We start from the raw sequence: 24,626 nt of genomic DNA on the forward strand, positions 1-24,626 counted from the left end.
TAATTTTCTCTTTTAGAGAATTGTATTTTTTCTTTAGAGATTCAATATGGTCATTTTGTCCAAAAGAATGCAATTTTAATTCTTCCATAATTTTCCTTTTGAGTTCGTTCGTCAATGAATGCCAACGGTTTTGTATAAGATTAGTTGCGTTTTGACGAGGCTTATTTTCCGTAGGAAAATCAGCAGTAGTCAAAAAAGCAATGACCTTTTGATTGATCTAAAATAAGCAATTAATTTTATACAGTGTTAGCTTTTAGTGCTTTTAAAATTCGTTGTTTTCTTTTTTTTTACTTAGTTTTTATTCCGCAAACTTGATGAAATTCGATAGTGTTTTAATTCAGGTTTCGAGTAATAAATTCCGCAACTTGCTAAATTCAGAGTTTTAAATTCTGTTTTCTTGATTTCGCAAATAAGCTAAAAAATCAGACGTAATTCAATTTAGAGTTTGAGTGAGAATTCAGCTCGTTTTTCAAAATTCGACAACATAGTTTTTCGGTTTTTACTTTCTTAAAACTCAAATAAAAATCGAAAAATAAACACGCTTTTTTTCAATTCCGCAAACTTGCTCACGCATTAAAGCTAACGTGTTTGTGTATGATTAGTGGCGTGTTTAAGCACCTAATTTAGCAAATAAAAACCGATTAGAAAATCCGCGAGGATTTTCGTAAGTAGGAGTGAACTAGCCATTAATTATACACGGTGTTCTACGCAGTTTTTATTTCCGTTAATATTTTTCCTTCTCCATTCAGTTCATATTTATAACCTTCCCAATCTATTAATTCAATTCTGTTTTCAATAATTTTAAATTCCGTTTTTCCGTCTGGATTTACAAAAATATCTCTCGCACTAAAATTCCATTTAGTTTCTCCATTTTTATCAATTCGGCTAACTTGAATTTCTCCGTGAACGATAAAATCTTCGTCAAATTCATAAATTCCGAAACAAGTTGCAACGTCATATTGATTTCTCCAATTAGCTGATAAGTCTGTTAAATTCAGAGAATATATTTGGTCAGAACAGCAAATATAAATTCGGTCATTCTTAATTAGAAATGAATTTTCAGAAATTCCAGTTGCTCCTCCAGATTCCAACAATAATGCGCTACACTTTTCAATTCCGTTTTCTGTTATTCGAATTCCGTGTTTTGAGGAAGGTTGATATTCCAATTTATATCCTAAATCGGCTGGATATTGTTTCTTAAATCTCTGACCAAATTCCGCTGAATCCAAATCAGATTCATTTGTTATTTCAATTACGGAATTTTTATATTTTACTATCATTTTCTTGGTTTGGTCAAATTGCGTAGAACGGTTTTGTATATGGTTTGTTGCGTGGTTTAAGCACTAAAGTTAGCAAATAAAAACCGAATAGAAAATCCGCGAGGATTTTCGTAAGTAGGCTAGAACTAGCAATAAATTATATACGGTGTTGGCAACAGTTATTTTACATATGTTTTTCAATCAATTCAGCAGCTTTTTTTTGACCTCTTTCTTTAGCTAAATCAAATGCATTTTTCTTCTCTTTATTTTTTAGTTTCAAATCAGCACCGTTGTCTATTAATATCTGAATTATATCTAAATATCCTCTTTTTGCCGCTTCTCCAAGGGAAAAATCTCCATCTTTATCCTTACTGTTTACGTTTGCACCATTTTCAATAAGAAATTTAACTATTTCATAGTGTCCTTTTGAAGCAGCGTGCTCAAGAGGTGTAGCACCATCCATAGCTTTAATGTCAATTTCTGCACCATTTTGAGCTAAATATTTTACAATCTTTAGATGACCATTCCTTGCAGCTACTCTGATTGGAGTAAAATCACGGTATCCTTTAAAATTAACATCGGCTCCGTTTTCAGTTAAAAGTTTAACTATTTCAAAATAGCCTTCTTGACAAGGGAATTCTATTGGTGTTGAGTTTCCTGGATTTACTTTGTTTACTTGATTTACATCAGCTCCATTTTTAATTAAATATTCTGAAATTTCATAGTTATTGTCGGCTGTTGCCCTCCATAGAGGAAATAGTCCATTTTTATTATATTCAGAAATATCTTCTCCTTTTTCTATAAGTGATTTAACTTTTTCTAAATTTCCTTTTTCAACAGCTTTATATAATTTTTGGGAATGTCCAATTGATGTTATTGCAATAAGTAATACAAGTAATAATTTTTTCATTTATTCAGTTTTTTTAATTGTTGCCAACTGGTTATATGACAACTAATATAGTTGTTTTTGGGGTTATATTTCCCGTTATGACAACTTTTTGTGACTTATATCAAATAATTGTCTTTTTATTATTGTTGTTTATTGATAGCTAAATTATAATAATGCACTTGCAAATTCAATACGTATAACTACGTATTTTTAGCCAGTGTTTATTTTGTGTTTAGATAGGTGTCTGTATTTAATTGTTTGATTTTTGTTAATGTATTGCAGAAAATTTGCTTTGGCGCATTGTGTTGAATATGTTTGTTTATGAGGTTGTTGTGTGCTTGTGTAACTAGGTTAGTAGATACAAACCGAATAGAAAATCTGGGAGTGTTTTTGTGAATAGGTTAAGGGAGTTATAAATTATGTGTAGTGTTATGTCTTGGCTTTTTAAATTCTGATTATTTTTTATAACTGTTTCGGGAACTTATGTCTAATAAACATGTTTGTTGAAAATTTGCTTTGAAGTAAGCGTAAATTTTCAGCTTGCTTTATTGTTTTTAGCATAAATCATTTATATAAGTTTTTGAAGTTGTTTTTAAGGAATATTAAAATAGTTAATTGTAAAGTGGACTTAAAAAAGAAAACGCCTTAAAAAGCAATTATTGAAGCCTGTTTTTTATAATTTATAGTCTTGTGCAACGGTTACTGGTGTTGGCAATCATTTTTATTTTTAATCGTTCTTCTATGTATTCTATTTTATATTCTTTTTCATTATTTTCAATAATAGCGTTAAAAGATTGTGGTTTTATCTTTAAAGTTGTTGGAAACCAAATTTCTTTTACTTTATAGTTAGGTAACAATAAAATTCCTTCTTGATTTCCGTTAGTTCCAAATCTTTCGAAATCTCCTTTCCAAAATTTAGTACCCAATTCGTTTTCTAATTGTGTATTTATTTTTCTTACGTCATTTGTAGGCATTCCCATTTCATTTATTCCTAATACTTTTGAAATATCAAAATCAGTTTTATCGTCATTTTTCAGGTCATAACGGACAATGAATTCAGCTACATTTCCGCTAGCATCATAAAAATAGAAAGAGTCTGCATTCCAAGATTCAAATTTTTGAGTTTTTCTACCCTTTTCAATATCTATTACTTTTGTTCTCTTTTCCATCCAATCTAATGCTTTGTTTAGATGGTTTGCTGGGATTAAAAAACAATAATGGTATTTATATTCTTTTTTGGATTTTTTAAAAGTTAATTTACTCCAACCGATTTGGACTGTAAATGAAATATCACTTTGTTTTAAAAGTTTAAAACCTAATGTTTTTGAATAGAATTTTAATTCAGACTCAAATTTTTTTGTATAAAGTTCTAATTCTATGAATTTCATTAAAATTATTTTTTGTTTACGATTAGCTTAAATTACAGACAACTAGTTATATAATAATTAAAGGAATAAATATCCCGTAATATTACGGGATGTTTATTCCTTTTAGTGATGATTATTTTGGTTTAATTATTTGTTGGTACAGGAAAACCTCTGTCGCGTAATAAGGCTTCGATTTTAGCATCACGACCTCTAAATAACCTAAAAGCTTCAGCAGGATCAATACTATTTCTTGGTGCAAATAAGTATTTAACTAATTTATCTGCTACAGCTTTGTCATAAAAACCATCTGGTGCATTTTTAAATGCTTCAGAGGCATCACTTGTTAACACATCTGCCCACATGTATCCGTAATAGGCTGTTGCGTAGCCTTCTCCTGAAAATACGTGTCCAAAGTGTGGTGTTCTGTGACGCATTGGTAACTCGTTTGGCATATTTAATTCGGCTAAAGTTTCGCGTTCAAAAGCATCAATATCAATGTTTTCTGGATCTGCTAAATGTAGTTTCATATCCATTAAAGCAGATGCTAAATATTCGGTTGTAGCAAATCCTTGATTAAAGGTAGATGCTTTTTTAATTTTTTGTACTAAACTATCTGGTATAGGTTCGCCAGTTTTGTTGTGTACTAAAAATTGATTAATAACTTCGTCTGTAGATAACCAACGCTCTAATAACTGACTCTGGAACTCGGTATAATCTCTAACACCACCATTTAAAGTTGGGTATTTTACGTTAGAAGAGAAAAAGTGTAAAGCATGTCCAAATTCGTGGAAAAATGTTTCGGCATCATCCCAAGACACTAATACAGCTTCTCCTGGTGCAGGTTTTACAAAGTTTGAGTTGTTGGATGCTAATACTGTTTTTGGACCATCAAATGTGGTGTGACTTCTGTAGGTTGTCGCCCAAGCACCTGAGCGTTTTCCTGGTCTTGCAAATGGATCTAAATACCATAAGCCTATGGCTTTACCACTGTCTTTGTCTGTTACTTCCCAAACTTTTACATCCTCATGAAAAACAGGAACTTTACCTTCTTTTACTGGAGTAAATTTATAGTTAAATAATCGTCCAGCTGTATAAAATAGGGCTTGTGTTAACTTGTCTAATTGTAAGTATTGTTTAACCTCGTCACTGTCTAAATTATATTTTTTTTGTCTTACTTTTTCAGCATAAAAACGGTAATCCCAAGGTTGTATTTTTAAATCATCACCTGCAACATCTTGCATGTCTGCAACTTCTTCTTTTACACGAGCTATTGCTGCTGGCCATACAGCTTCCATTAGTCCCATAGCATTGGCTGGTGTTTTAGCCATTCGGTCTTGTAAACGCCATTCGGCATAATTACTATATCCTAATAATTTAACACGCTCTCTACGTAGTTTTAAAATTTCCGCGATAAGCGTATTATTATCATATTGGTCACCATTATCTCCTCTAGAGTAATAATTGGTCCAAACTTGTTTACGTAATTCGCGCTCTGTACTGTAAGTCAAAAATGGATCCATTGATGATCTGGTATTGGTAATAGCATATTGTCCATCTTTACCGTTATCTGTAGCTATTTTTGCTGCCGATTTTATAAACCCATCACTTAAACCATCCAATTGGTCTTTGTTTAAGTAGGTAATGTAGTTTTCTTCGTCATGTAATACATTATCACCAAACTTATTGTAAAGGGATGATAACTCTTTATTAATTTCGGCATAGCGTTTTTTCTTTTCAGCATCCAGTTCGGCTCCATTCATTTCAAAACCTTTGTAAACCAACTCTGTCACACGTTGTTGGTCTGCAGGAAGCGGATTGGTTTGTGAGGCATCATAAACCGCTTTGACGCGTTTAAATAACGCTTCGTTTTGATTGATTTTAGAACGATAGTCAGACAGTTTAGGTGCTAATTGACTTTGCACTTCTCTAAATTCTGGACTACTCATATTACTACTAAAAATCCCGTAGTAAGTAAATACGTTATCTAAACCGTGTCCAGCACGTTCCATAGCTTCTATGGTATTTTTAAAAGTAGGCACTTCTGTATTGTTTGCAATAGCTTCAATGTCTTTTAAACCTTGAGACATACCCTCAATAACTGCAGGTTGGATTTGGTCCACTTTCATTTTATCAAAAGCAGGTACACCACCATAAGGTCCAGTGTAATCTTGTAAAAGAATATTGTCACTCATGGCTGTTTCGGTTTTAGTATGTTCGGTCTTAGTTGTTTCGTCTTTACAACTTGTAGAAAACAGTAGCACTGTACAGGTTATAAAGGAATAAATTGAGTTTGTTTTCATGTTTAGTTTTTAATTGAAGCTTAAAGATAAGTATTTTGTGTACTGCTAAAAAATGTAGCTTGTTAAAATGAAATCGTATTGTTTAGTCTAAAATTTTTACCGTTTCAATGTATATGTTTTGTAAAGGCCAATCGGCTTCATCAACATCTACACTATTAATGTTGTCTACAATGTCCATACCTTTAATGACTTCGCCAAAAACGGTATAGTCACCATCTAAATGAAACGCATCTTGTTGCGTGATAAAAAACTCATAAGGCGAGGCTAATTTATGCGGATTTTCTATATCACTGCTTGGCATAGATATAACTCCACGTTTGTGAGTAAACCCACGGTTTGTGTCTGTTGGTAATAAATAATGGCCAATTTTACGTCGTTTTGCAGCCACATTTACATTGTCTGTATTACCACCTTGGATAATAAAATTTTTAACCACACGATGAAATTGGGTATTGTCAAAAGCTTTTTGTTTGGCTAAAAAAATAAAATTAGCACGATGGAATTTAGTTTTGTCATACAATTGTATATCAATATCTCCAACAGAAGTTACAATACGGACTTTGTTTTCTTTATGAAGTGGCTCAAACTCTAAAAAAAAGTCCATTACATTATCCTTATCTAAGTAAGGATATTGACGTTTAGGCGTTGTGTCTTTTTTAGTAGCGACTTCAGTTTTAATGTCTTTTGTTTTAGCTTTGGATTGTTTATCTTCACAATTAAATAAAACTAAACAGAAACTAACCAATAATAATACGCGCATTTTTAAAATGAATTTTAATGAATTTATCATAGCGTTACCAAAAATAAAAAATATCCCTTTGCCAGCCGAAGCATCACAGCTTAAAATGGTACCACCTTATAGACAAGAGTTGGTAAAACAACAAGGTGATACTATTAAAAATGCAAGGCAAAGTGCTGTGTTAGCTTTGTTTTACCCAGATTTAGAAGCCCAAACAAAGTTAATTTTAATATTAAGAAAAACCTACAAAGGAGTCCATTCTGGGCAAGTTGGTTTTCCTGGTGGAAAAGTAGAATTAGAAGATCATGACTTAAAACATACTGCTTTAAGAGAAACCCACGAAGAGATTGGTGTCTCTCCAGAGTTAGTTACGGTTTATAAAAAACTTACTCAAGTTTACATTCCACCAAGTAATTTTTATGTACAACCTTTTATTGGAGTGGCAGATAGTACACCAATTTTCACCAAACAAGATAGTGAGGTAGAGGATTTATTAGAAGTTTACCTATCCGATTTGTTAAGCGAAAGTAATTTAACACAAAAAATAGTGACTACTAGTTATGGTGCTGATGTACAGGTGCCTGCATTTAATTTAAACAATCATTTAGTTTGGGGAGCAACTGCAATGATGCTTAGCGAAGTCAAAGACTTGTTAAAACAAACCCTTTAACCTAAAGGTTTTGCTATATTTGTATCTACTAAATGTAAAATTAAACTATGGGTTTATTTAAAAAAAATCCTTTTGGACACATCCTTTTTGTAAAAAAATGGTTGATTAGGATCTTAGGTGTCTTAACACACAGACGTTACAGGGGTTTTAACGAATTGCAGATTGAAGGGTCTGATATTATTAGAGACTTACCAGATACTAACGTATTATTTATATCAAATCACCAAACTTATTTTGCAGATGTAATAGCCATGTTTCATGTTTTTAATGCAGCTTTAAGTAATCGTCAAGATACTATCAAAAATGTTGGGTATTTATGGAATCCTAAGCTTAACTTTTATTACGTTGCAGCCAAAGAGACTATGAAGTCTGGATTAATTCCTAAAATATTTGCTTACACAGGCTCTATAAGTATAGAGCGTACATGGCGTAGCCAAGGTAAAGATGTTAAACGACAAGTAAAAATGTCTGACATATCTGCTATTAAAACAGCATTAGATGATGGTTGGGTAGTGACTTTTCCGCAAGGGACAACAACACCATTTAAACCCATCCGTAAAGGTACAGCACACATAATAAAACATTACAAACCAGTAGTAGTACCAATTGTTATTGATGGTTTTAGACGTAGTTTTGATAAAAAAGGTTTACGCGTTAAAAAGAAAAACGTATACCAATCTTTTGAAATTAAAGCGCCTTTAAAAATTGATTACGAAAACGATAGTATTGCAGATATTGTAGAGCAAATAGAATATGCAATCGAGCAACATCCTTCGTTTTTAAAAGTAATACCAGAAAAAGAATTATTAGCACAGGAAGAACTTAATAAACAACGTGAGTTTTTAAGTTAAGCTAAATATTACAACATAAAAAAAGCATCAAAATATATTTATTTTGATGCTTTTTTAGTTTGTGTTTAAACTTAGATTTCTATCTTTTTAAGTTCTTTATAATTTCTGTTTAATCGCTTCAGTAATATACCATAAATCAAGCTGTAAAACGCATAAACAATACCAACAGTAATTAAAGTAAGTAAGGTAACTACACCAATAAATTTTGACAATTCAATGGTAGATAGTGCAGAAACATCAAACTCAGTACGTTTAGTTTTTAATGATAAATAGGTGTAGTAAGGTGCCATTACTACTATCATAAACAAATTATAAACCACATAGTATTTAATAATTTTTCTGGTTTTTAAAATGTTTTTCATTAGCTGTTTGGTACTATCCACAACCGAAATTGTTTTGTACGACTTGTACAGCAAATAGATAAAAATTACAATAACCACATAGGATAAGCCCAAGATTATATAATGAAAAGTGCCATTGTTGTAAGTTTCGTTAAACTGATTTTTATAATCCTCAGAAACAAAAAACGGAATAAAATTACAGAATAATATAAACACCAACTCAGCAATACTTATATAAAATAACGTCTTTACAATGCTAGACGATTTTTTTAATAGCATTGGATATATTTGGGAAGCCGATTTTTTTTCAAATTTATCGTCGCTCTTAACCCAGTCTTTCTTTAATAATTCTAATTCATCCATAGGTTACGGATTTAAAATGGTTCTTAATTTAGTTTTCACTCTATTCATTTTCACTCTAGCATTAACTTCAGTAATACCCATTGTTTCACTTATTTCTCTATAATTTTTGTCCTCCAGATATAAAAACACCAAAGCCTTTTCAATATCATTTAATTGGTGGACAGCCTTGTATAACAATTTTAATTGTTCCTCTTCAGTACTATCGTACTCTTCCGCACTAATTTTAAATTGTACAGTATCAAATTGCTGAGTATTAATAGTACGTTTAGACTTTCTGTAAAGTGTAATTGCGGTATTTAATCCCACACGATACATCCAAGTACTAAACTTACTATCACCTCTAAACTTCGGGAAAGCTTTCCATAGTTGGATCGTTATTTCCTGAAATAAATCGTTGTGCGCATCATAATTATTGGTATAAAGTCTACAAACTTTATGCACAATATTTTGGTGCTGTTCCAACAATTCAACAAAATTTTGTTCTAGTGGTTTACTCAATGGTTTGATTAGTTAGTTTAACTATTAGTAGCAATTAATATAAAGATGTTACACAAAAATAAAAATATTTTTTTTGGCGTTACCACGAGGGTCGCGTTTTACGTTAAAATCTTTTTTTGCCATATGTGGCAGCAAAAAAAGGATACCACTGCAACCGCTAACGCAACTCATCCGCCAAAAACAACAATTCAGAAATTTAAAATTCCAAATCCTAGAGGTTCAGTACATCTTTGTACCATCAAACAATCAAAAAACAAACACCGTTATGAAATCTTTATTATCATGTCTACTATTACTTTTAACCCTAACGCTACAAGCGCAAACCACAATATCTGGTACAGTAATAGATCAAAACAAACAACCCGTTTTAGGAGCCAATGTCTACCTAAAAGGAACCTACGATGGAGCCAGTACCTTAGACAATGGTCGTTTTAGTTTTACAAGTACAGCAACAGGAACGCAAACCTTAATAATCTCGTTTTTATCCTATGAGACTAAAACCTTAGTTAATAATATAAACCAGTTTAAGGATTTAAAAATTACATTACGTGAAGATGTTAACACATTAGATGCAGTAGTCATATCAGCTGGTACATTTGCAGCAGGAGATAATAGTAAAGTTTCAGTTTTAAAACCATTAGACGTCGTGACAACAGCTAGTGCTTTAGGAGACTTTGTTGGAGCATTACAAACCCTTCCAGGAACCACAACAGTTGCTGAAGATGGACGTTTATTTGTACGTGGTGGAGAAGCCGAAGAAACGCAAATATTTATTGACGGAATACGTGTGTTTACACCTTACTCGCCAACTACAAATAATGTACCAACACGTGGACGATATTCTCCATTTTTATTTGACGGAATCACCTTTTCAACAGGAGGTTATAGCGCAGAATATGGACAAGCTTTGTCAAGTGTTTTAGAGTTGAATACAATACATCAGCCAGATCAAGAAAAAACAGATATAGGTATCATGAGTGTAGGAGCAAATCTAGGTAATACTCAAATTTGGGGTAAAAATAGTTTAAGCGTCAATGCATCTTATATTAATTTAGCGCCATATTTAGAGCTTTTTAAAGATAGAAACGACTGGAAAAAACCTTTTGAAACCCTTTCTGGAGAAGCCGTATTTAGACATAAAACTAACAATGGATTATTAAAATTATACTCAGCTTTTGATACCACAGATTTTAGCTTAGTCCAAGACGATATAAATTACAGTAATGGTATTCCGTTTGGTCTAAATAATAACAACCTATATTTTAATGGTTCTTATAAAGAAGCATTAAATAATAATTGGACTATTTCAGGAGGTATTAGTTATACTTTTGCAAACGCTAAAACAGAGGTTTTTGAAAGTAAAATTAAAAGCACACAAAACTCGGTTCATGCTAAAGTAAAATTAAAATATCGTTTTAATAATCGATTTAAATTAAACTTTGGAGTAGAGCAGTTTACCACACAATTTACAGAAAACTATAATGACGAAACTATCACTAATGTTAATTATGGTTATAATAATAACCTATCTGCTGCATTTACGGAAGCAGATGTGTTTTTCTCGAAAAAGATAGCTTTAAAAGCTGGTTTTCGTGCAGAATATAGTGCTTTGTTTGATGCTGTTAATGTGTCACCACGATTGTCTTTAGCTTATAAAACAGGATCTAAAAGTCAGTTGTCATTAGCTTATGGACGTTTTTTTCAGCAACCCAATAGTGATATCTTAAAATTTAATCAAGATTTGCAAGCACAACAAGCGCAACATTATATATTAAACTATCAATATAATGCAGATGGAAAGATTTTTAGAGCAGAAACCTATTACAAACAATACAGTGATTTAGTAAAATACGATTCAGATTTTACAAGTTTTGATACTGATTTCAATAATTCAGGAGATGGATTTGCAAAAGGTATCGATTTGTTTTTTCGTGATAATAAAAGCATTAAAAATATAGATTACTGGGTAAGCTATTCGTTATTAGATACGCAACGTGATTATAAAAATTATGCAAATGCAGCCCAACCTAATTTTGCTAATGCCCATAATTTATCAGTCGTAGGTAAATACTGGATTGATAATTTAAAAAGTCAAGTGGGATTAAGTTATAATTTTGCTTCAGGGCGTAGTTATACAGATCCAAATCAAGAAGGATTTTTAAATCAGAAAACAAAAAGCTATAATAGTTTAAGTTTAAATTGGGCTTACCTTTTAAGTCCTCAAAAAATCTTATATTTTTCGGTAAATAATGCCTTAGGATTTAATAATATAAACGGTTACCAATACGCTAATACACCAGATTTAAATGGACAGTTTAATAGTCGTGCGTTGCGTCCTGCAGCAGATCAGTTTTTCTTTGTAGGTTTCTTTTGGACCATAAGTGAAAAAGGTACTGACAATCAATTGGATAATTTATAATTATAGCTTCTCGATACAATTTGTTCGTGCCTCACAAATCACTCGAAGTGACGAATTGAGTAATTAGTACTAATAAAGTTAGCGCAAGTAATAGTTTTGAGTCATCACATAACGTCAGTTCTAGTACTTTGACGTAGTAGAGGTGTATCGAGGACTATTAGCAATGATTTAATGAATAAAAATCACTGCTTCTTACTACTTTGTCTCCAAAAAATAAAAGCCATTATAAACCCAAAAGCCATGTAAATACCATGAGCAATGCGTATGTCGTTTTCGGTTGGTCCAATAAGAGTTTCAACTTTAGTACCTAAGCTAAACCAGTAAATAAAAATAGCAAAAACAACCAAAATGATACTACCTACAGTACCACTGACTAGTAAAACGTGTTTTGTTGTAAAAAAGAAATTGGCAGCCAAAGCTCCCCAAAAAAAGGTTAATACATATAAGCCATTATCTGTGTACGTTTTTATAATTCGGCTGATGGTATCGTTATCAGTTGTATTATCTACAGCTAAATAGATGTCAAACCCAATTAGTAGTATAAATAAAATAATAATTAGGTATTGTACTTTTTTTACAAAAGCATCATTGTCTAATAATTGATTTAAAGGTCGCATACTATTAGTTATTTAATGTAAATTGGATAAATTCTTCATGACGTTGTGACCATATAAAATGACCAAATAGTAAACCGCTAACCAATAAGATAATTTGATACTTGGTCTTAATTATGTAATCCTTAGGCAATTTTCTACCATATATAATCATAATAATAACTATTACAGCTAACACAATTGGAGGAATTTCCCAATGGGTAATAAAAATATCAAGTACAGGTTTTTTACTTCCTAAAAAAAAGTGACCACCAAAAACTCCCCAAAGAAAAGGTATAAAAAAGTACTTGTTATAGCTCCAATTTTTAATTACAACATTAATAGTATCATTTTTATAGTAGTTAATATTTAAAATCGTGTTTAATAAAATTAATAAGCCAATGGTACTAAATACAATAATTTCAACAGTTGTTATGGACATGAATAGCGAGTTTAAAGACTTAAAGTTAGTGGTTTTGTATTGTAAAAACAATGCTAAATGAAGACAAATGATAAAACTATTACAATTCAGACTAAAAAAGTTACAGTTGGGTCATCTGCTTTTTTTTAAACTGTAGTAGTGTTGGATATTTGTAGTGTTAATATCTAAATCATTAATTATGTACAAAATAGCAATTATTATTACACTAATGTTCAGTCAGATTTTATCTGCACAAAGCACTTATGAAACTGGTATGAATAAAGCCTTCGAGCTTTGGAAATCTGGACAACCTGCTGAAGCTTCTAATTTATTTGAGCGTATAGCAACAGTAGAAAGCGATAACTGGTTACCATCTTATTATGCAGCTCAAGTTTTAATTCTAGACAGTTTTACAAAATTAAAAGATAAACACGCTTTAGAAGCACAATTAAAAAAAGCACAAACTTTTTTAGATGATGCAGTTTCTAGATCAAAGGATAATCCTGAAAATATGGTTTTACAAGCCATGCTACACACCGCTTATGTCGCTAGTGATGGTGCAAATTACGGTATGTCATTATCTCCAAAAATTAATGCATTATATGCTAAAGCAGCACAATTAGCACCAAATAACCCTCGTGTGATATTGTGTAAAGCAGAATGGGATATGGGAAGTGCTAAATATTTTGGACAGGACACAAAGCCATTTTGTGAGCAAATAGAAAAATCTCTGCAACTTTTTGCTAACTTTAAACCAGAAACTACTTTTGATCCCAATTGGGGAAAAGAGCGTGCAGAGCAATTAACAGCACAATGTAAAGCTTAATTATTGCAACTGTTTTAATAACAAAACATTATGAACAAAGTATTTAAAAATATAATATTAACTTTTGCTATAGGCTGTGTAGTCTTTGTTATAGGGCAATATTTATCCAATGGGTTTAAGTATGACACTACATCACAATTTATAGAAGATTTTATATTTTATCAATTATATGCTTTTGTTTTAGGTTTTTCAAACATGACGTTTTTCTCATATATGGAACGTCGTAAATGGATGTCAGGACAGTATGTTAAACGTGTGCTTTTAGGCATTTTAGGATCTACACTAATTACACTTTTAGGTCTGTTTTTATTAAGGGCATTTACCTCTGTAGTGTATTTTGGTAATTCGTTTTCGTTTTTTATATCAAATGAAACTTGGAAAGGCTATTCGTTTGGATTATGGATAACATTAACCATTGTATCTATCTTTCATGTGGTTTATTTTTACAACAGATATCAAAAAAATAAGCTGAAAGAACAAAAAGTAATTGCAGGAACAGCAAGTGCTAAATTTGATGCTTTAAAAAACCAATTAGATCCTCATTTTTTATTCAATAGTTTAAATGTATTAACTAGTTTAATTGAAGAAAATCCAGATAACGCACAAAAGTTTACAACCAGTTTGTCAAAAGTATATCGTTATGTTTTAGAACAAAAAAATAAAGATTTAGTAACTGTAGATGAAGAACTTAAGTTTGCTAAAACCTATATGTCTTTATTAAAAATGAGATTTGAAGACAGTATTATTTTTGACATACCAAAACAAGCCACAAATCCAGAAAGTAAAGTCGTGCCTTTATCATTACAATTGTTATTAGAAAACGCAGTAAAGCACAATATTGTTACCAGTAGTAAACCGTTGCATATTAAAATTTATGAAACTAACGGTAGTCTAGTGGTTGAAAACAATTTACAAACCAAAGAAATAGTAAAAAAGAGTAGTGGAGTTGGTCTTGAAAACATCAAACAACGTTACCAATTATTAACCAATAAACGTGTAGTAATTAACCAAAGTCAAAACGATTTTATGGTTGCAATTCCTATACTAACAAAAGAAATAGTAATTATGAAACAAATACCAAAACAACAATTAGACGACTCATATGTAAGAGCACGTAAGCATGTAGAAGAATTAAAAGAATTTTATTATAACCTGATTTCATATTGTATCGTTATTCCTTTTTTAATTTTTATAAATTATAAAACAAGTTGGGATTACAAATGGTTTTTCTTTCCAATGTTTGGTTGGGCAGTCGGCATATCATTTCACGCATACAAAGTGTTTGTAAATGACGGAATGCTAGGAAAATCTTGGGAAGAAAAGAAGATTAAAAAGTTTATGGAAGAAGACAATCAAAAACGTTGGAACTAAAATTTAATATTATGAAAAGCGATATAGATAATTATATAGAAAATAATCATCAAAATAATTTTGAAAAAGAAGAAGCTTATATTAGAGCTAAGAAAAAAGTAGAGAAAATTGTTGGCTTTTATTGGCATTTTGCAATTTACATTGTAGTTAATATTTTTTTAATGATAATGATTTATTCTAAATCAGGAGAACCCTTTTGGAGCTTTGCTGTTTGGTCGACACCTTTATTTTGGGGAATAGGTATAGGATTTCATTTTTTAGGTGTTTTTGGGACAGATTTTTTATTTGGTAAAAACTGGGAAGAACGTAAAATTGAAAAATACATGAATAAAGAAAAAGATAATAAACGTTGGGAATAAGCAGTTGTTTAATAAACCTAAACCAAACTAAATAAATACAAAAAACAAATATTAAAACCATGAAAGTAATAATTATAGAAGACGAAAAACCATCTGCGAGACGCTTACAACGTATGCTTAAAGCAATTAATGTGGAAGCAGACACCATGTTGCATTCGGTTGAAGAATCTATAGATTGGTTTAATAATAATACACATCCAGATTTAATATTTTTAGATATTCAGCTTAGTGATGGTTTGTCTTTTGAAATTTTTGATCAAGTAGAAGTCAAGTCAGCTATTATTTTTACAACTGCTTATGATGAATATGCATTGCAAGCTTTCAAATTAAATAGTATTGATTATTTACTTAAACCTATTGATGATGAAGATTTAGAAGCTGCTGTAACAAAATATAAGGCTAGGCTTCCGCAGAAAACAAATATTGCTTTAGACTTTGAGGATATTAAAAAACTATTGGTTAATCCAATTGATAGAGTCTACAAAAAACGTTTTTCTGTTAAAGTTGGACAACATATAAAATTAGTAAATATTGATGAGGTTGAATGCTTTTATAGCGAAAATAAAGGGACTTACTTACATACCACAGAAGGTAGAAACTACCTTTTAGATACCACTTTAGAAGCACTTGAAAACGAGCTGCAACCAGAAACGTTTTACAGAATTAACCGTAAGTTTTTTGTAAACATCAATGCTATTAAAGACATTATTAGCTATACAAATTCACGTTTACAAATCAAGTTAAATAATTATAATGATGATCAGGTTATTGTGGCTAGAGAGCGTGTAAAGGACTTTAAACAATGGTTGGAGTAGGTGTTACTCTTCTTCATCTTCAATTCTATTATCATCAAACGCGCTAGGTAATAATTTAGGAATAAATTTTACAACCAATGGTAATAACAAAGCACCTCCTGGTAAAATAAAAATAGCAAGACTAGGTATGGATTTAAACACATCTAATAGCTGTTCTTGTACTTTTTTTTGTTCGTCTTTGCTTAAATCTCTAACTGTAGATTGGGTTAAAAGTATTAATAGTTCTTTACTTTCTAAAAGCTCTTGCGTTAGACGTTTACTATTGCGTTTTATTAACTTTAATACCATGTTGGTAGAGTTGTCATAAAACGTTTTTACAATGTTTTTAGAGCCTAATAAAGGGACTTTACTTCTATAAGTTTTATAAAATTGGGCAATAGTTTTAGACGCCTCATTGGTTTGGTGTTGTGTTAGATTTAGTTGTTCGCCTAAGTTGTTTAAAAATAAAACCTCTTCATTATCTAATTTTGCATCAGTCCATGTTGCCATAGCAGCTAGGTCTAAACAGTATCTAGCAAATAAATTAGTGTCAACAGAGGCAATAGCTTCATTAAACAATAAAACACTATCTCTTTGGTATCTTAATGATTGTTCAAAAAGTTCAATTAAGCTATTATCGTAATCAGATTTTTGTTTTTTACTATTTAAAGTGTTTAAAACAATACTTTCTATTATAGATTCATATTCTTTTATAGTTTCATCATTAGCAACTCCAGTTTTTAAATAATTTCTAAAGGCTAATACATCAACAAATAATAAGGCATTGGTGATAAAGTAATTAAAGCTTTTGTCAATTAAATTATCATCAATTTGAATACGTTTATTTATAATCTTTTCGGTTTGATCTTTAATATCTTTAGACCTAATTATAGATTGTAAAAATGTAACTTTTCCTTTGTTAATAGTATTATAAAAATTAACCACTTCGGTATAAAAATCTTCTGTGGTATTATGGTTTGTGTAGGCAATATGCAGTGCAATGACTAAATTTATTTTACAAATTTCGTCTGCTTCAAAATCGTTGTCTTTTACCCAATTATTTACAACTGTTACATTACTTCCGTATATAAAACCACAATCTCTAAAGTGTCTGTAATACACCTCCAAGTCATTGTCTTTAAACAGCTCATGTGGTTTAAGCTCTTTAAGTAATTTTTTAATCCAGCCTGAAGCAGAAGGGTTCATTCAACATTTTTATTAGAAAGGTTAAAGATACTTTTTTAAAATTATTTTTCACATTTTTTCATTTAAACTAAACTTTAATAAAACCGCTTTTATAAAAGTTGCGTAAGTGTATGCGAGAACCAAAAATATTAATTAACAAAAAATCTCAAAAACATTATGAAAAATTTCAAATTTATTTTAGGAGTAGGTGTATTTGCAGCAGCAAGTTTCTTCTTCTTATCAGCAGATCATATTGATGCTCCTGCTGTACAAGGTGGTACAAGTGATATTACAGATTTTTACGCTTTTCAGGGTGAAGACACAAACAATTTAGTGTTTGTTGCTAATGTACAAGGTCTATTAAGTCCAACAGCAAGTGCTAGTGCAAGTTTTGACGAAAACGTGATGATCGAGTTTAACATTGACAATACAGGAGACAATGTTGAAGATCTAGTGATCCAAGCTATACCAAGAGATGGTAAAATGTACTTTTTTGGACCAGTTGCTCCAGGAACAACAGGTTTAAGTAGTAGAGTAATGACGGATGCAACACAAACTGTTGTAGACATTACTGCTTATGGTGAGTCTGCAATGACAGAAACTAGCAATGGTATTACTGCTTTTGCAGGACCAAGAGACGATCCGTTTTTCTTTGATTTTAACCAGTATTCTGCAATTATAGCAGGTGATGCAACAGCATTTAACGATCCAGGAACAGACACTTTTGCAGGTACAAATGTAATGTCAATAGTAGTTGAGGTGCCAAAATCTATGATTGGTGGTACAGGAACAATCAATACTTGGGTAGAATCTAAGTCTAAATAATTACAAACTTTCAAAAACATATAAATTATGAAAAATTTAAAAAATATATTTACAGTATTACTAATAACTTTGGTTGCCTTTAATTGTTCTGATGACGATGATGCAACTATGGTTGTAACTCCAACAGGAACTGATTTTTCTGGGACATACACGCAACAAGATCAAATGGGTAGACCTGCTGTAAACACAGTATTTGTGTCTTCAGGATCAAAGGATACTTTTAACACCACTATACCTACAGACCAAAATGCTGGATTTCAGTCTATGTTTGAAGCTAATTTAACAGCTTTAAGTCCTGCATTTGCTAATCCAGGTGATGCTAATGCATTAGGTCAAGATGCTGCTGCTTTTACAGGATTATTAGCTACAGATGTACTTAATGTGTCTTTAGACGGAACCACTACTTTTTATGACGGAACAAATGTTTTAACTGGTCGTAACTTAGCAGATGACGTAATAACAGTTGAGTTGTTATTAATTTTTGGAGGTGAAGATTTCTCTGAAAACCCAACACTTTCTAATGACAATGTAAGCGAAAATGATAAACCATTTTTAGCCTCTTTCCCTTATTTAGCGTCTCCTTGGTAGACGGTATTTTAATCCAGAGTGTTTTAAACAACCACTCTGGATTATTTCAAAACCCATAATATTTCCCACATAAAACAAACAAACAACAAAACAAAAATATCATGAACACAAAACTATACATGCTACTACTTGTTATTATTATAGTAACTAGTTGTTCAGACAAAAACCAAGCAATTACCAATCCAGAAGACTATAATAAATACCTAGTTAAACAACCCAGTAACGAGACCCTAGAAGCCACTGCAGATTATAATTTTTGGAACAAAAAAATAGAAGCTGCTCCAAATCAATTATCTTACTTATCACAAATAGCAAGTGCAGAAACTAGATTGTTTAAATCTACTGGTTATATTAAATATTTAAAACATGCCGAAAAATCTTTATTAACTTTAAATACACGTACACATTATAATTGGGCCGGACATTTAAGAAGCTTAGCCCGTAATTATATTTCACAACATAAATTTAAGGAGGCTTTAGAGATGCTTAAAAAAGCAGAAGCTAATGGACAAAATTTAGACGGAACAAAAAAAATGCTATTTGATGTACACATGGAGTTGGGTAACTTTACTGTAGCAAAAAACTATTTAGAACAAACCAAAGATTTAAACGATTTTGGATATTTAATCAGATTATCAAAATGGAGTGATTATCAAGGCGATTTAGATGCAGCAATTAAGTATTTAGAAAAAGCAACAGCTAAAGCTGAATCTTCAAAATTAGATCATTTAATGGAGTGGTCTTATACTAATTTAGCAGATTTTTACGGTCATGATGGACAAATAGAAGAATCCTACAAGCATTATTTAAAAGCATTAGCTTTAAATCCTGATGATGCCTACGCTAAAAAAGGAATTGCTTGGATAGTGTATTCTTACGAGAAAAATACGACCGAAGCTAATCGTATTTTAGATGCATTAACCCAATTACACCATGCACCTGATTATTTATTGTTTAAAGCAGAAATTGCAGAATATGAAAACAATGATACTGCAAAAAACAAGTATTTAAACACTTACTTTGAAGCCATTAAAGACACCAGTTATGGCAACATGTATAATGTGTATTCTTCAAAAATATTAGCAGATTCCAAAAACAAAAAAGCGATAGCTTTAGCTAAAATTGAAGTCCAAAATAGGCCAACACCTTTATCTTATGATTTATTAGCTTGGAGTTATTTTAGTAATGGAAATATTACAGAGGCTTTAAACATTGTAGAAAAGCACGTTGTAGGACAAACTTTTGAGCCTGAAGCACAATACCATATTGCCCAAATATATAAAGCCAACGGTAAATTAAAAGAAATGGCTTTAATTAAAAAAGAATTACAAGAAAGTAGTTACGAATTAGGTCCATTAACTTCAAAAATTGTAAACAAATTATAATCTTTGGAACCATGAAAAATATTTTAATACTACTAGTTTTAGTAGGCTTTACGCTTACTATTAGCGCTCAGACAGTTAAAGGGTTTGTTACAGATAACAATCAGCCTTTAGAAAATGCTTATGTGTATAATCAAAACTCAAAACAGCATTCACATACTAATCAATTAGGACAATTTATAATTAATGACACTAAGGTTGGAGACAGCTTAGTTATTGGTTTATTAGGATACCAAAAACAAAGTGTGTTATTAACAGAAGCGCTTTTGCAACAACCTTTAGTTATAAACTTAAAAACTAAAGCATTTTTGTTAGATGAATTAGTGCTAACCGAACCTGTTAATGTTATTAATAGTATGGTTAAGATAGATTTGGCTACAGATCCAATAAATTCTTCTCAAGAAATTTTACGTAAAGTTCCTGGATTAATTATTGGTCAACACGCAGGAGGTGGTAAAGCCGAACAAATATTTTTAAGAGGTTTTGACGTAGATCATGGTACTGATGTTGCATTATCAGTAGACGGAATGCCAGTAAATATGGTCTCTCATGCACATGGTCAAGGCTATAGTGATTTACACTTTTTAATTCCAGAAACTATTAATAATATAAGTTTTGGTAAAGGTCCATATTATGCAAATCATGGTGATTTTAATACTGCTGGTTTTGTAGATTTTAAAACCAAAGATAAGTTAGATGATAATCTAATAAGTTTTTCGGCTGGACAATTTAATTCCTTAAGAACCTTAGGGTTGTTTAATTTACTAGATAATAAAAATGCCCAAAATGCCTATGTTGCAGTTGAGTATATTGAAACAGATGGACCTTTTGAGTCTCCTCAAAATTTTGACAGATTAAACCTAATGACTAAATACAATGCATATTTAAATAACAATTCAAAAATTGGAGTAACCCTAAGTCATTTTACAAGTCAATGGGATGCCTCAGGTCAAATTCCACAACGTTTAGTAGATGATGGTACAATCTCAAATTTTGGAGCAGTAGATGATACTGAAGGAGGAGAAACTAGTCGTACTAACTTTAATATTCAGTATAGCACCATTTTAGATAATGATGTCGAAATGCAAACTAATGCATTTTATTCAAATTATGATTTTTTGTTATATTCTAACTTTACTTTCTTTTTAGACGATCCAGTAAATGGTGATCAAATTAAACAAAAAGAAGACAGAAATATCTTTGGTTTTAACACACAATTCAAAAAAAATAAAAACTATAATTCATTTGATGTTAATTATACTTCAGGTGTTGGATTACGTTTTGACGATGTTAATGATATCGAGTTATCACACACATTAAACCGAAAAGAAACACTAGAAAACATACAATTAGGAAATGTTAATCAACGTAATTTATATGGTTTTTTTAATGCTGAAATTGACCTAGGAAAAGTAACTATTACTCCAGCTTTACGTTTAGAGTACATCAAGTTTCAATACCAAGACCAATTAAGTGATACTTATAGTAACCTAACAGATACTGAAGTCGCATTGTTACCAAAGCTTAGCATACAGTACAATCAAAATAATAATGTACAATGGTTTTTAAAATCAGGAATTGGATTTCATTCTAACGATTCTAGAGTTGTGTTAAATCAAAATATAGATAATGCTTTGCCTAAAGCGTATGGTGTAGATTTAGGTAACATCTGGAAACCAACAGATAAATTAGTGCTAAACTCTGCATTATGGTATTTGTTTTCTGAAGAAGAATTTGTTTACGTTGGTGATGCAGGAATTATAGAACCTAGCGGAAAATCTGAACGTTATGGCGTTGATTTTGGTGTAAGGTATCAAGTGTCAGATAACATTTATTTTAATACTGATGCGACCTATACTAGAGCAAGAAGTTTAGAAGAAGACAATGGTAATGATTACATACCATTAGCACCAGATTTTACTGTAGTAGGAGGATTGTCTTTTAAAGATATTAATAATTTTTCAGGAGGAATCAATTATAGATATGTTGATGATAGACCTGCAAACGAGGATAATTCGGTACAAGCAGAAGGTTATTTTGTAACCGATTTAAATCTTAATTATGCGTTTGATAATCATTGGAAATTAGGTGTTAGTATCGAAAATTTATTTGATACAAACTGGAAAGAAACTCAGTTTTTAACAGAGTCAAGATTGCAAAATGAAGCAGCCTCTGTTGAAGAAATTCATTTTACACCAGGAACCCCTTTTTATTTTAAAACAACATTAAGTTATTCGTTTTAAAAAAACAATAAAACCTTACTAGTTTAATTTACGTAAGTATAATGCAATCGATTTAAGGGAAACAATTAATTGCATAACTAACAATACGTGAAGACTATGAAAAAGTGAGGTTGTTTTTTGTTAGTTTGTTTTGAAAGTGTTTGATAACAATGTTTATCAAACACTTTCTTTATGTAATAAAGTTGCTATTAATTAAAATCAATAGACCTGTATAAGTGTAATACAGATAAAATTGTAGAAGTTTTTAAAACTAAAAAAGACACCACATGGTGTCTTTTTTAGTACTATTAAAATAGTAATTTGTTATATTGAAGCTAAAGCTCCTAACGTATATAATTGCTCTAATGTAGGCGATTTGCTTCCTCCAGCTGGTTCTAAAGTGATACCAAATGCTTGCGATTGATTTGCATTTTTAAGCTTAAAAATCTTATTGTCATCTTGTATAAAGTCGTCAATAGTACCTAAACTAGTAGGTGTTAACGGGTTTAATGTTAAGGACCAAACTTGATAAACTTTACCCTCTGGTGGTTCTGGTAAACCTTGTAAATCTAGATATACAGTATCATCATTTTTATCCCAATATACATTTGCATAAGCTCCAGGTGCAGCTGCTTGACCTTCTAAAGGGATATTAATAATACTTTTGTCTCTAATGATGTTTAGTAGATTTTTAGTTTCGGCTAGATCCGTTTTAGAAGTTTCCATTTGGATTTCTAAAAAGTCTTTTTCAGTATTTACTATTTGTATCTGGTCTTCTAAATTAGATTTTTGATTAATTGTCCAAATAAGACCACCAGCTAATATTACAGCTGCAGCCCAACCAGTATAGTTAAACCACTTAGTTTTTGGTCTATTTAAACTAATAACTTTAGTCTCGCTATTTGTATTTAAACGTCCTTTAATAGTATTAAAATCAATGTCTTTTTTAGGTGCAACACTTGCGGTTAGTTTTACTAAAGCAGCTTCAATTTCTAAAACTTCTTTTAAAACTTCAGGGTGTTTTAACATTAGGTCATACACCTCTTTGCTTTCTTTTTCAGAAAGCTGACCAGCAACGTATAGTTCTAGTACACCTGAGTTTATGTAGTCGTTAATGTTCATATTATAATACGGATTCTCTTAATTCTTTAATACAATTTCTGTTTCTAGTTTTGATAGTTCCAATTGGCATATCTAAAGCTTCTGAGGCTTCTTTTTGTGTGAAACCTTTAAAATATAATAGCTCGATTACCTGAATACATTTTTTAGCTAGTTTGTCTACAAACTTTTTTATTCCAATAGCATCTGTACTATTATCTAAATTATCTTGCGACTCTATAATATCTACGAAAAAATCCGAGTTAAGGTTTTTACTAGCATTTTTGTAAGCCTTTGATCTGGTTTTATCTATCGCAGCATTTCTAGCAATATTAATTAGCCAAGTAAAAAAACGACCTTTGGTTGCATCATAACTATCTGATTTATGCCAAGCTTTGATAAATACATCTTGCATGATTTCTTCTGCAATATCATTATCTCTAACAATATTATAAATTACACCATGCATGCTGTCTTTATACATGTTGTATAATTTTTCAAACGCTTTTTCGTCTTTTTGTTTAAATTTTGAAACTAAAAGTTCTAATTGCATAAATTGAATTAATGGTTAAGGCTAAAAAAAGCAGCTAATATTTAGCTGCTTTGTTTGGTATAAAGATAATAAATTATAATTAATTTTCTCTTAAAAAGGTATTCACATTAATTGCAACTTCTTCCCAAGTTTTACTAACTCCATCTGCACCTTTGTGTAGATCAAAACAAACTTTATTTAAAGCACTTAAAGCACCTAAAGCATCCCAATCTTTTAATTGCATAGTTGCTGTCATAGCCACACGTCTTTTGTCAGTAATTTTTACATCTAATGGTAAATCTTTAGTAACATTATTCATTGTGATAGAAGCAACATACTTGTTGTTAACGTATTTAATGGTTCCTTTAATAAACTCAGGATTAAGCATTTCTCCAAAAAATGAAGTCTTTAATTTTAAATCTCTGGCTTCGTTATCTGTAAATAATCCAGTAATTGGAATAGAAAAACTTAAGTCATTAAGTGCTTCTTGAGGTGTGCTTCCTGTTTTTTGGTCAAATTTTAATACATTAAATTGTCCTCCAACTGGTACTTTTTCAGTGGTTTTATAAGCTGTAAACTTTACTGTTGTTGCTTCAGGTTTAACTACAAATTTTTCAGTTTTAACATCTGTTTTAGTCGTCTCTTTTTCAGCATCATTTGTTTTAGCTTCATCTTTACAACTTACCGCTAAAATAAGTGTAAAAGCTAATACTAATTGTGTTATTTTTTTCATT

23 protein-coding genes and 2 pseudogenes are annotated in these 24,626 nt (G+C 30.9%); 11 read left to right on the forward strand and 14 right to left on the reverse strand.

Features of this window, described 5'->3' with window-relative positions:
- The 6 genes from JAO71_RS15755 to JAO71_RS05765 form a co-directional block, all read right to left on the reverse strand.
- A partial coding sequence (locus JAO71_RS15755) for a hypothetical protein (RefSeq protein ID WP_215906970.1) occupies nucleotides 1-193 on the reverse strand: 193 nt, incomplete at its 3' end.
- Between the two features lie 511 nt (nucleotides 194-704).
- Nucleotides 705-1,166 (reverse strand): hypothetical protein, encoded by a 462-nt coding sequence (locus JAO71_RS05745; RefSeq protein ID WP_202999516.1) that lies wholly within the window; start codon nucleotides 1,164-1,166, stop codon nucleotides 705-707.
- Nucleotides 1,167-1,443: 277 nt separating this feature from the next.
- Nucleotides 1,444-2,169 (reverse strand): ankyrin repeat domain-containing protein, encoded by a 726-nt coding sequence (locus JAO71_RS05750; RefSeq protein WP_202999517.1) that lies wholly within the window; start codon nucleotides 2,167-2,169, stop codon nucleotides 1,444-1,446.
- Between the two features lie 659 nt (nucleotides 2,170-2,828).
- Nucleotides 2,829-3,536, reverse strand: coding sequence for a VOC family protein (locus tag JAO71_RS05755; RefSeq protein ID WP_202999527.1), 708 nt, complete (start codon nucleotides 3,534-3,536; stop codon nucleotides 2,829-2,831).
- A 122-nt stretch (nucleotides 3,537-3,658) separates the two neighbouring features.
- Nucleotides 3,659-5,815 (reverse strand): M3 family metallopeptidase, encoded by a 2,157-nt coding sequence (locus JAO71_RS05760; protein ID WP_202999529.1) that lies wholly within the window; start codon nucleotides 5,813-5,815, stop codon nucleotides 3,659-3,661.
- A gap of 82 nt (nucleotides 5,816-5,897) precedes the next feature.
- Nucleotides 5,898-6,575 (reverse strand): peptidylprolyl isomerase, encoded by a 678-nt coding sequence (locus JAO71_RS05765; RefSeq protein WP_202999531.1) that lies wholly within the window; start codon nucleotides 6,573-6,575, stop codon nucleotides 5,898-5,900.
- 7 nt (nucleotides 6,576-6,582) lie between these two features.
- On the opposite strand from JAO71_RS05765, the gene JAO71_RS05770 reads away from it, so the two are divergent.
- Complete coding sequence (locus JAO71_RS05770) at nucleotides 6,583-7,224, forward strand: NUDIX hydrolase (protein WP_054851502.1); 642 nt, start codon at nucleotides 6,583-6,585, stop codon at nucleotides 7,222-7,224.
- 47 nt (nucleotides 7,225-7,271) lie between these two features.
- Nucleotides 7,272-8,075: a lysophospholipid acyltransferase family protein gene (locus JAO71_RS05775; RefSeq protein ID WP_028607836.1), complete on the forward strand. Its 804-nt coding sequence runs from the start codon at nucleotides 7,272-7,274 to the stop codon at nucleotides 8,073-8,075.
- Nucleotides 8,076-8,146: 71 nt separating this feature from the next.
- Here the strand turns inward: JAO71_RS05775 and JAO71_RS05780 are convergent, their stop codons facing one another.
- A complete protein-coding gene (locus tag JAO71_RS05780) occupies nucleotides 8,147-8,779 on the reverse strand; it encodes a hypothetical protein (RefSeq protein ID WP_054851501.1) in 633 nt (210 codons plus the stop codon).
- A gap of 3 nt (nucleotides 8,780-8,782) precedes the next feature.
- Nucleotides 8,783-9,277 (reverse strand): RNA polymerase sigma factor, encoded by a 495-nt coding sequence (locus tag JAO71_RS05785; protein ID WP_028290700.1) that lies wholly within the window; start codon nucleotides 9,275-9,277, stop codon nucleotides 8,783-8,785.
- 265 nt (nucleotides 9,278-9,542) lie between these two features.
- Here JAO71_RS05785 and JAO71_RS05790 point away from each other — a divergent pair, with 265 nt between their 5' ends.
- The gene (locus tag JAO71_RS05790; protein ID WP_116823189.1) at nucleotides 9,543-11,696 is read left to right on the forward strand and encodes a TonB-dependent receptor; all 2,154 of its coding nucleotides are present in this window, start codon (nucleotides 9,543-9,545) and stop codon (nucleotides 11,694-11,696) included.
- A 182-nt stretch (nucleotides 11,697-11,878) separates the two neighbouring features.
- On the opposite strand, the gene JAO71_RS05795 is transcribed toward JAO71_RS05790, so the two are convergent.
- Nucleotides 11,879-12,313, reverse strand: coding sequence for a hypothetical protein (locus JAO71_RS05795; protein ID WP_116823188.1), 435 nt, complete (start codon nucleotides 12,311-12,313; stop codon nucleotides 11,879-11,881).
- A gap of 4 nt (nucleotides 12,314-12,317) precedes the next feature.
- The gene (locus JAO71_RS05800; RefSeq protein WP_028606510.1) at nucleotides 12,318-12,731 is read right to left on the reverse strand and encodes a hypothetical protein; all 414 of its coding nucleotides are present in this window, start codon (nucleotides 12,729-12,731) and stop codon (nucleotides 12,318-12,320) included.
- Between the two features lie 178 nt (nucleotides 12,732-12,909).
- Here JAO71_RS05800 and JAO71_RS05805 point away from each other — a divergent pair, with 178 nt between their 5' ends.
- From JAO71_RS05805 to JAO71_RS05820, 4 genes are read left to right on the forward strand one after another with little or no spacing between them, the layout of a single operon-like run.
- The gene (locus JAO71_RS05805; RefSeq protein WP_116823187.1) at nucleotides 12,910-13,536 is read left to right on the forward strand and encodes a hypothetical protein; all 627 of its coding nucleotides are present in this window, start codon (nucleotides 12,910-12,912) and stop codon (nucleotides 13,534-13,536) included.
- A gap of 30 nt (nucleotides 13,537-13,566) precedes the next feature.
- Nucleotides 13,567-14,907: a 2TM domain-containing protein gene (locus tag JAO71_RS05810; protein ID WP_116823186.1), complete on the forward strand. Its 1,341-nt coding sequence runs from the start codon at nucleotides 13,567-13,569 to the stop codon at nucleotides 14,905-14,907.
- 11 nt (nucleotides 14,908-14,918) lie between these two features.
- On the forward strand, nucleotides 14,919-15,266 hold the full coding sequence (locus JAO71_RS05815) for a 2TM domain-containing protein (RefSeq protein WP_051419298.1): 348 nt from the start codon (nucleotides 14,919-14,921) through the stop codon (nucleotides 15,264-15,266).
- A 59-nt stretch (nucleotides 15,267-15,325) separates the two neighbouring features.
- Nucleotides 15,326-16,081 carry a LytR/AlgR family response regulator transcription factor gene (locus tag JAO71_RS05820; protein WP_116823185.1) on the forward strand — a complete coding sequence of 252 codons (756 nt, stop codon included), beginning with the start codon at nucleotides 15,326-15,328 and terminating at the stop codon, nucleotides 16,079-16,081.
- A 3-nt stretch (nucleotides 16,082-16,084) separates the two neighbouring features.
- Here JAO71_RS05820 and JAO71_RS05825 read toward each other — a convergent pair whose 3' ends face one another.
- Nucleotides 16,085-17,266 (reverse strand): LETM1-related biofilm-associated protein, encoded by a 1,182-nt coding sequence (locus JAO71_RS05825; protein ID WP_116823184.1) that lies wholly within the window; start codon nucleotides 17,264-17,266, stop codon nucleotides 16,085-16,087.
- A gap of 156 nt (nucleotides 17,267-17,422) precedes the next feature.
- On the opposite strand from JAO71_RS05825, the pseudogene JAO71_RS15835 reads away from it, so the two are divergent.
- From JAO71_RS15835 to JAO71_RS05845, 4 genes and pseudogenes are all read left to right on the forward strand, one after another.
- A pseudogene (locus JAO71_RS15835) lies at nucleotides 17,423-17,695 on the forward strand (DUF4331 family protein); the annotation flags it as partial.
- Nucleotides 17,696-17,782: 87 nt separating this feature from the next.
- A pseudogene (locus JAO71_RS05835) lies at nucleotides 17,783-18,658 on the forward strand (DUF4331 family protein).
- A 101-nt stretch (nucleotides 18,659-18,759) separates the two neighbouring features.
- Nucleotides 18,760-20,043 (forward strand): tetratricopeptide repeat protein, encoded by a 1,284-nt coding sequence (locus JAO71_RS05840; protein WP_202999533.1) that lies wholly within the window; start codon nucleotides 18,760-18,762, stop codon nucleotides 20,041-20,043.
- Between the two features lie 11 nt (nucleotides 20,044-20,054).
- A complete protein-coding gene (locus JAO71_RS05845) occupies nucleotides 20,055-22,283 on the forward strand; it encodes a TonB-dependent receptor (protein WP_202999535.1) in 2,229 nt (742 codons plus the stop codon).
- A gap of 303 nt (nucleotides 22,284-22,586) precedes the next feature.
- Here JAO71_RS05845 and JAO71_RS05850 read toward each other — a convergent pair whose 3' ends face one another.
- The 3 genes from JAO71_RS05850 to JAO71_RS05860 form a co-directional block, all read right to left on the reverse strand.
- Nucleotides 22,587-23,384, reverse strand: a complete 798-nt coding sequence (locus tag JAO71_RS05850; protein WP_202999537.1) for an anti-sigma factor — start codon at nucleotides 23,382-23,384, stop codon at nucleotides 22,587-22,589.
- 1 nt (nucleotide 23,385) lies between these two features.
- A complete protein-coding gene (locus JAO71_RS05855) occupies nucleotides 23,386-23,913 on the reverse strand; it encodes an RNA polymerase sigma factor (protein WP_028291290.1) in 528 nt (175 codons plus the stop codon).
- Between the two features lie 79 nt (nucleotides 23,914-23,992).
- A complete protein-coding gene (locus JAO71_RS05860; protein WP_028291289.1) occupies nucleotides 23,993-24,625 on the reverse strand; it encodes a YceI family protein in 633 nt (210 codons plus the stop codon).
- Nucleotide 24,626 lies beyond the last annotated feature (1 nt).

Origin of the sequence: Olleya sediminilitoris (genome assembly GCF_016785945.1) — a bacterium.
GTDB lineage: Bacteria > Bacteroidota > Bacteroidia > Flavobacteriales > Flavobacteriaceae > Olleya > Olleya sediminilitoris.

What these genes read in the sequence shown, in the direction of transcription:
- JAO71_RS05750 (WP_202999517.1), bottom strand. Translation starts at nt 2,169, where the DNA reads ATGAAAAAATTATTACTTGTATTACTTATTGCAATAACATCAATTGGA.
- JAO71_RS05755 (WP_202999527.1), bottom strand. Translation starts at nt 3,536, where the DNA reads ATGAAATTCATAGAATTAGAACTTTATACAAAAAAATTTGAGTCTGAA.
- JAO71_RS05760 (WP_202999529.1), bottom strand. Translation starts at nt 5,815, where the DNA reads ATGAAAACAAACTCAATTTATTCCTTTATAACCTGTACAGTGCTACTG.
- JAO71_RS05765 (WP_202999531.1), bottom strand. Translation starts at nt 6,575, where the DNA reads ATGCGCGTATTATTATTGGTTAGTTTCTGTTTAGTTTTATTTAATTGT.
- JAO71_RS05770 (WP_054851502.1), top strand. Translation starts at nt 6,583, where the DNA reads ATGAATTTTAATGAATTTATCATAGCGTTACCAAAAATAAAAAATATC.
- JAO71_RS05775 (WP_028607836.1), top strand. Translation starts at nt 7,272, where the DNA reads ATGGGTTTATTTAAAAAAAATCCTTTTGGACACATCCTTTTTGTAAAA.
- JAO71_RS05780 (WP_054851501.1), bottom strand. Translation starts at nt 8,779, where the DNA reads ATGGATGAATTAGAATTATTAAAGAAAGACTGGGTTAAGAGCGACGAT.
- JAO71_RS05790 (WP_116823189.1), top strand. Translation starts at nt 9,543, where the DNA reads ATGAAATCTTTATTATCATGTCTACTATTACTTTTAACCCTAACGCTA.
- JAO71_RS05795 (WP_116823188.1), bottom strand. Translation starts at nt 12,313, where the DNA reads ATGCGACCTTTAAATCAATTATTAGACAATGATGCTTTTGTAAAAAAA.
- JAO71_RS05800 (WP_028606510.1), bottom strand. Translation starts at nt 12,731, where the DNA reads ATGTCCATAACAACTGTTGAAATTATTGTATTTAGTACCATTGGCTTA.
- JAO71_RS05805 (WP_116823187.1), top strand. Translation starts at nt 12,910, where the DNA reads ATGTACAAAATAGCAATTATTATTACACTAATGTTCAGTCAGATTTTA.
- JAO71_RS05810 (WP_116823186.1), top strand. Translation starts at nt 13,567, where the DNA reads ATGAACAAAGTATTTAAAAATATAATATTAACTTTTGCTATAGGCTGT.
- JAO71_RS05815 (WP_051419298.1), top strand. Translation starts at nt 14,919, where the DNA reads ATGAAAAGCGATATAGATAATTATATAGAAAATAATCATCAAAATAAT.
- JAO71_RS05820 (WP_116823185.1), top strand. Translation starts at nt 15,326, where the DNA reads ATGAAAGTAATAATTATAGAAGACGAAAAACCATCTGCGAGACGCTTA.
- JAO71_RS05825 (WP_116823184.1), bottom strand. Translation starts at nt 17,266, where the DNA reads ATGAACCCTTCTGCTTCAGGCTGGATTAAAAAATTACTTAAAGAGCTT.
- JAO71_RS05840 (WP_202999533.1), top strand. Translation starts at nt 18,760, where the DNA reads ATGAACACAAAACTATACATGCTACTACTTGTTATTATTATAGTAACT.
- JAO71_RS05845 (WP_202999535.1), top strand. Translation starts at nt 20,055, where the DNA reads ATGAAAAATATTTTAATACTACTAGTTTTAGTAGGCTTTACGCTTACT.
- JAO71_RS05850 (WP_202999537.1), bottom strand. Translation starts at nt 23,384, where the DNA reads ATGAACATTAACGACTACATAAACTCAGGTGTACTAGAACTATACGTT.
- JAO71_RS05855 (WP_028291290.1), bottom strand. Translation starts at nt 23,913, where the DNA reads ATGCAATTAGAACTTTTAGTTTCAAAATTTAAACAAAAAGACGAAAAA.
- JAO71_RS05860 (WP_028291289.1), bottom strand. Translation starts at nt 24,625, where the DNA reads ATGAAAAAAATAACACAATTAGTATTAGCTTTTACACTTATTTTAGCG.